Source organism: Romboutsia maritimum (assembly GCF_002251085.2).
Classification (GTDB): domain Bacteria; phylum Bacillota; class Clostridia; order Peptostreptococcales; family Peptostreptococcaceae; genus Romboutsia_B; species Romboutsia_B maritimum.
Window position 1 is genome coordinate 1 of sequence record NZ_NOJZ02000053.1, and the last position, 5,458, is coordinate 5,458.

Genomic DNA, 5,458 nt, shown 5'->3' on the forward strand with positions numbered 1-5,458 from the left:
GCTGAAAGCATCTAAGCGCGAAGCCTACTTCAAGATAAGATTTCCCACCGTAAGGGTAAGATCCCAGGAAGACTACCTGGTTGATAGGTCGAAGGTGTAAGTGCAGTAATGTATTTAGCTTAACGATACTAATAGATCGAGGACTTGACCAAGAATTAAAATGATAATTCCTAAATGTATGCAGTTTTTAGAGTATTAACTCTAAAACTTAATAGAAATGTTAAGCATAAAGATTATGTGGTTATAATAGCAAAGAGGATACACCTGTTCCCATTCCGAACACAGAAGTTAAGCTCTTTAGCGCTGATGGTACTTGGAGGGCAACCTCCTGGGAGAGTAGGACGTAGCCACGTAATCTTTTTATTTTATAAGCGTATGAATTTTAATTATTCATACGCTTTATTTATGTTATTAATTATATAAAGGTTTTTGCATTAATTTTAAAATAAAATCATTTAGTCTGTTTATACCTTCTAAAAATAAATTTTCACTACAAGAAAATGATATACGTACATAATTATCCATTCCAAATGCAATTCCAGGAACAATAGCAACCTGATATTTAGATAAAAATTTATTGCAAAATTCAATAGAAAAACTATTTGTAGTATTAAATGAACCAGATAACTTAGATATATCTACAAATACATAAAAAGCTCCGTCGGGATAAATATAATCTATATATGGAAGGCAATTTAATTTAGATGTTATTAAATCTCTTCTTCTTTTATATTCATTTACCATAGTTTTTATTTCTTTTTTACAATCCTTTAATGCACCGTATGCTATATACTGAGAGGTTTGACTTGGATGAGATAATAGATGACCTTGAATTGTATTAATAGCTTTAGCAATACTTTTATTAGAGGCAGAGTATCCTAATCTTAATCCAGTCATGGCTGCAGACTTGGAAAATCCATTTATAGTGATTGTTATATCTTTTGCTTGTTTGCTTAAAGAAGCTATAGAAATAAATTCTTCATTAAAGCAGATTTGTTCATAGATCTCATCAGATAAGATATATATATTATTTTTCAAACAGAAATCCAAAATATTCATAAGTTCTTTCTTTGTATAAACACTTCCTGTTGGATTTGAAGGATTGTTTAATATAAGGAGCTTTGTATTGTTTGTGATGCTATTATTTAAATCATATTGTGTTAATTTGAATTTGTTTTGTTTTTTTGTGTCTATAAATTTAGGAACTGCATTTACTAATTTAACCATTTCACCGTAACTTACCCAATAAGGTTTTGGAATTAATACTTCATCATTAGGGTTGGTTATAGCAAGTAGGGTATTTGTAATTGCATGTTTAGCTCCGTTAGATACTACTATTTCATCAGGTGAATAATTACAATTATTTTCAGTGTTTAGTTTATTAGAAATTTCACTTCGTAAAATTTCTAATCCTGCAACAATATCATATTTAGTGCAATTGTTATTTAAGGAATTAATTCCATGAAGTTTAGCCATATAAGGTACATTAAAATCAGGTTCACCTATACTTAGGTTAATTACATCTAATCCAGAATTAATCATTTTATTAACTTTGGAACTTATATCTATTGTATAAGAGGGCGTTATATTTAATAATCGATTTGATAACATAAAAAACCTCCTTTTAGTCTTACTAATTATATTATATAATTATTTTGAAAATTTAGACACAAAAGAAAAAAATGCATTAAAATATTAAAAAAATAAAGTTTTTTTGTAAGCATTACAATTGCTTATGTTCAAATTATCCACATAGTATTTTCAATGATTTGAGTCGGTTTGACTATTAAGTACAAATTTGTTAATCTTAATAAGTAATCGAAGGATGACCCTTTAACATAGTTAAAGGGAATTTTTTTAAACTTAATACACTATATATAGTGGTTAGATGATAAATGTGATACAATATATAGTAACAAGGGGGCGTTTTTTAATTGATTAGTACTGTTAAGAAAAGAGATGGAAGGGTCATTCCTTTTAATTCAGATAGAATAACGAGAGCTATATTTTTAGCAGCAAGTGAAGTTGCAAAAAGGGAAGGAACTATACCGAATTATCAATTAGCAGAACAATTGACTCAAGAAGCTATAAAACTATTAAATTGTAAATATAGTAACTCTACACCTAGTGTTGAAGATATACAAGATGCTGTTGTTAAAGTTCTTATAGAAACAGGTCATGCAAAAACTAGTGAAGAATATATCATTTATAGAACAGAGAGAAGTAGAATAAGAAATTCTAAAACAAGACTAATGAAAGCTATAGAAGAAATAACTTTTGAAGATGCTAATGATGCAGATATAAAAAGGGAAAATGCAAATATAAATGGAAATACAGCTATGGGTACAATGCTTCAATATGGTAGTACTGTATCTAAAGAATTTTGTAAAACTCACATTTTAAAACCAGAGCATGCATTGGCACATGAAAATGGAGATATACATATACATGATATGGATTTTTTAAACATGGGAACACTTACATGTTGTCAAATAGATGTAAAGAAGTTGTTTAAAGGTGGATTCTCAACAGGTCATGGATTTTTAAGAGAACCAAATGATATTATGAGTTATGGAGCTTTAGCTGCTATAGCCATACAAAGCGATCAAAACGATCAACATGGAGGTCAAAGTATACCATTCTTTGATTATGGTTTGGCAGAGGGTGTATATAAAACGTTTAAAAAATTCTATATATCTAATATGAGTAAAGCATTAAAATTATTTAAAGGAATAGAAGATAAACAGGCGATAAAGAATATAGTTTATGAGGTTGAAGAGGAAACAACTAAAAAAGTTGGTTTAACTAAAAACCAAGAATATTTAACTAAAGAAAAAAATAAATTAGTAGAAAATTTTAGCATAGATGAGAAATTAGCTAGAGATATACAACGATTTGCATTTGAAGAATCTTATAAAGAAACAGATAGACAAACTTACCAAGCTATGGAAGGTTTTATTCATAATTTGAATACTATGCATTCAAGAGCAGGTGCCCAAGTTCCATTTTCAAGCGTAAATTTTGGAACAGATATATCAGAGGAAGGAAGAATGGTGAGTAAAAATTTATTATTATCCTTAGAAAAAGGATTAGGCAATGGTGAAACACCAATTTTCCCAATACTTATATTTAAGGTTAAAGAAGGAATTAATTTAAATCCGGGGGATCCTAACTATGACTTATTTAAATTATCATGCAGGGTTTCAGCAAAAAGATTATTTCCTAACTTTAGTTTCTTAGATGCTCCTTTTAATGCCCAGTATTATAAAGAAGGAAAACCTGAGACAGAAGCTACATATATGGGATGCAGAACTAGAGTTATAGGGAATGTATGTGGACCAGAGATAGTTAATGGAAGAGGGAATTTATCGTTTACAACAATAAATCTTCCTAGATTAGGGATAAAACATGGGATAGTAAATAAAGAAGAAAATAATAATATAGAATCATTTTTTGATGAGTTAGATGAAAAAATAAACTTAGTTATAGATCAATTATTAGAAAGAATGCAGGTTCAAGGTAATAAGAAGATGAAAAACTTCCCATTTTTAATGGGACAAGGTGTTTGGCAAGGATCTGATGATTTAGGGCCAGAAGACAATTTAAATGAAGTTATAAAACAAGGTACGTTGACTGTTGGATTTATAGGATTAGCTGAATGTTTAATAGCTCTTTTAGGAAAACATCATGGAGAAAGTCAAGAAGCACAAGAATTAGGATTAAAAATAATTTCGCATATGAGAAAAAGAATGGATGAAGCTAGCGATAAATATAAATTAAACTTTTCAGTAATAGCAACTCCAGCAGAAGGACTTTCAGGAAGATTTACTTCTATTGATAAGAAAATATATGGTGAAATAAAGGGTGTTACAGATAGAGAGTATTACACTAATTCATTCCATGTGCCAGTTTATTATAGTATAAGTGCTTTTGATAAAATAAGAATAGAAGCTCCTTACCATGATCTTACTAATGCAGGACATATTACGTATGTTGAGTTAGATGGTAATCCATCTGAAAATTTAGAAGCGTTTGAAACAATAATAAAAGCCATGAAAGAATTAGGAATAGGCTATGGAAGTGTAAATCATCCTGTAGATAGAGATCCAGTTTGTGGGTTTTCAGGTGTTATAGAGGGTGATATATGTCCAGTATGCAAAAGAAATGAAAATGATAGTGATATAAAATTTGAAAGAATAAGAAGAATAACTGGATACCTAGTTGGAACCGTAGATAGATTTAATAATGCTAAGAAAGCTGAAGTTAAAGATAGAGTTAAACATAGATAAGTATGAGAGGGAGGTTGTGCTATGAATCTAAAAATATCGTCACCTATTATTACAGATAGTATAGTAGACGGCCCAGGATTAAGAATGGTTGTATGGACACAAGGATGTATTCACAACTGTAAGGGCTGTCATAATCCTCAAACACATAATCTAGATTCAGGATATGAAATTAGTATTCAAGATATAAAAGAGAAAATAAAATCATTAAAGTTGCAAAGAGGGATTACTTTGTCAGGAGGGGAACCTTTTTTACAGCCTAAGGCTTTAACTGAAATTGCAAAAGAAGCTAAAATTAATAATTTAGATGTGTGGGCATACACAGGTTTTAAATTTGAACAGCTTTTAGATAAAAAGAATCCTTATTACTTTGATAATTTAAATTTGTTAAGACAAATAGATGTATTAGTAGATGGTAAATTTATAGAATCTAAAAGGGATATTAGTTTGAAATTTAGAGGTTCATCAAATCAACGAATAATAGATGTACAGAAAAGTTTAAAAAATAAAAATATATTCTTAAATAAGGAATATATGGAGGACGTGTTATCTATTGCAGAATAAACACTATGTTATTAAAAGGTAGTCTAATAGAGATTAGATTACCTTTGTTTTTTTATGAAAATGTTAATAACTCAGTGCACAATGTGGATAAAAATCGAAGGTATCAGTAAATAGATTGGGCACAGGGTGTGCATAGTGTGGATAAAAATAAGAAAGAATTTTAATTGAAAATTAATGAAAAAAATATTGAAAAATCTATTGACTATAATTAATAATCTTGGTATAGTATTACTTGTCCTTAAGAAAAGGGCGAGCAAGAAAAAATGAACTTTGAAAATTAAACAGTAGGTTAATTTATAGAATTTGAAACAACCAAACAAAGCCAGATATATAACAGTATCTGAGCCCATCAAAACTTTTATTTGAGAGTTTGATCCTGGCTCAGGATGAACGCTGGCGGCGTGCCTAACACATGCAAGTCGAGCGATTTCCTTCGGGAAAGAGCGGCGGACGGGTGAGTAACGCGTGGGTAACCTGCCCTGTACACACGGATAACATACCGAAAGGTATGCTAATACGAGATAAAGTGCTATGAAGACATCTTCGAAGCACCAAAGCTTTAGCGGTACAGGATGGACCCGCGTCTGATTAGCTAGTTGGTAAGGTAA

3 protein-coding genes and 3 rRNA genes are annotated in these 5,458 nt (G+C 30.1%); 5 read left to right on the forward strand and 1 reads right to left on the reverse strand.

Annotated features, from left to right (window positions below):
• Both CHF27_RS13295 and rrf read left to right on the forward strand, forming a co-directional pair.
• Positions 1 to 152: ribosomal RNA gene (locus tag CHF27_RS13295) — 23S ribosomal RNA — on the forward strand; the annotation flags it as partial.
• A gap of 84 nt (positions 153 to 236) precedes the next feature.
• A 5S ribosomal RNA gene (gene rrf / locus CHF27_RS13300) occupies positions 237 to 353 on the forward strand.
• Positions 354 to 411: 58 nt separating this feature from the next.
• On the opposite strand, the gene CHF27_RS13305 is transcribed toward rrf, so the two are convergent.
• Complete coding sequence (locus CHF27_RS13305) at positions 412 to 1,611, reverse strand: pyridoxal phosphate-dependent aminotransferase (protein WP_095405429.1); 1,200 nt, start codon at positions 1,609 to 1,611, stop codon at positions 412 to 414.
• 323 nt (positions 1,612 to 1,934) lie between these two features.
• Here CHF27_RS13305 and CHF27_RS13310 point away from each other — a divergent pair, with 323 nt between their 5' ends.
• The 3 genes from CHF27_RS13310 to CHF27_RS13320 all read left to right on the forward strand — a co-directional run.
• Positions 1,935 to 4,289, forward strand: coding sequence for an anaerobic ribonucleoside triphosphate reductase (locus CHF27_RS13310; protein ID WP_095405428.1), 2,355 nt, complete (start codon positions 1,935 to 1,937; stop codon positions 4,287 to 4,289).
• 21 nt (positions 4,290 to 4,310) lie between these two features.
• Complete coding sequence (gene nrdG / locus CHF27_RS13315; RefSeq protein WP_095405427.1) at positions 4,311 to 4,850, forward strand: anaerobic ribonucleoside-triphosphate reductase activating protein; 540 nt, start codon at positions 4,311 to 4,313, stop codon at positions 4,848 to 4,850.
• A 358-nt stretch (positions 4,851 to 5,208) separates the two neighbouring features.
• Positions 5,209 to 5,458, forward strand: a 16S ribosomal RNA gene (locus tag CHF27_RS13320); the annotation flags it as partial.

Excerpts from the sequence above, each read along its gene's own strand:
- nrdG (WP_095405427.1), top strand. The coding sequence starts at position 4,311 with ATGAATCTAAAAATATCGTCACCTATTATTACAGATAGTATAGTAGAC.
- CHF27_RS13305 (WP_095405429.1), bottom strand. The coding sequence starts at position 1,611 with ATGTTATCAAATCGATTATTAAATATAACGCCCTCTTATACAATAGAT.